General features: G+C 60.8%; 1 protein-coding gene. It reads right to left on the bottom strand.

The window, feature by feature from the left end:
• The coding region (locus tag C487_RS00725; RefSeq protein ID WP_006183736.1) for a glutamine synthetase family protein at positions 1–992 on the bottom strand (992 nt) is incomplete at its 3' end.
• Positions 993–1161: the final 169 nt, after the last annotated feature.

The raw sequence follows: 1161 nt of genomic DNA on the forward strand, positions 1-1161 counted from the left end.
GCCGCCGGTTTGCGGATCAGTGCCGAGCGGTTGCGATCGGACCAGGCGACGTAGACGGGTGCCTCGTAGCCGGGCACCAGTCGCTTGTAGCTGTTGACCGTCGGGTTCGCGATCGCCGTGATCGCCGGCGCGTGTTCGAGGATGCCGGCGGTGAAGGCGTGGGCCTCCTCGCTCAGGTTGAACTCGTCGTCCTCGTCGTGGAAGGCGTTCTCGCCGTCCGCGGTGAACAGCGAGAGGTGGGTGTGCATTCCCGAGCCGTTGATGCGCGGGATCGGTTTGGGCATGAACGTCGCGTGCAGGTCGTGTTGGGCGGCGATGGCTCGGACGACCGTTCGGAATGTCCCGACGTTGTCGGCCGTCGAGAGCGCATCGTCGTAGGTGAAGTTGATCTCGTGTTGGCCCTCGGCGACCTCGTGGTGGCTGGCCTCGACCTCGAAGCCCATCTCCTCGAGTCCGTAGATGATGTCCCGACGAACGTCGCTCGCGAGGTCCTTCGGCGCGAGGTCGAAGTAGCCGCCGGCGTCGTTCGTCATGGTCGTGGCGCGGCCGTCATCGTCCTCCTCAAACAGGAAGAACTCCGGCTCCGGGGCGGCGTTGACCTTGTACCCCATCTCGTCGGCGCGCTCGAGCGCGTTCTTGAGCACGCGACGCGGATCGCCCTCGAAGGGGTCGCCGGTCGAGGTGTCGTAGACGTCACAGATCATCCGGGCGGCAGCGCTTTCCTCCTTCTGACGCCACGGGAGCACGGCGAACGTGTCGGGATCGGGCTTGAGACGCATGTCCGACTCCTGAATGCGAACGAAGCCTTCGATCGACGACCCGTCGAAGTAGATGCCTTCGGTAAACGCTTTCTCGGCCTGTCTGGCCGGCACGGAGACGTTCTTGACCGTTCCCAGAATATCGGTAAATTGCAGTCGGAGGAAATCGACGTCCTGCTCCTCGATCTCGTCTAATACCGCCTGTTCGGTGTCAGTAAGGTTGCCGCTTGTCATTTTTCTCGTCGCTCTATTCTCGCAACTCTGCTACTAAAACCCTACTGTTCCGTGCAAATCTTCTCTCTTCCCCTGCAAACTGCATATTCGTAAATTTCTAAAGGGCACAGTGCGAGGCTAGATGTGATGACGTACGAAAATCTCGATGCGAAACTAGTGAATGCACTTC

Source organism: Natrinema pallidum DSM 3751, assembly GCF_000337615.1.
Lineage (GTDB): Archaea > Halobacteriota > Halobacteria > Halobacteriales > Natrialbaceae > Natrinema > Natrinema pallidum.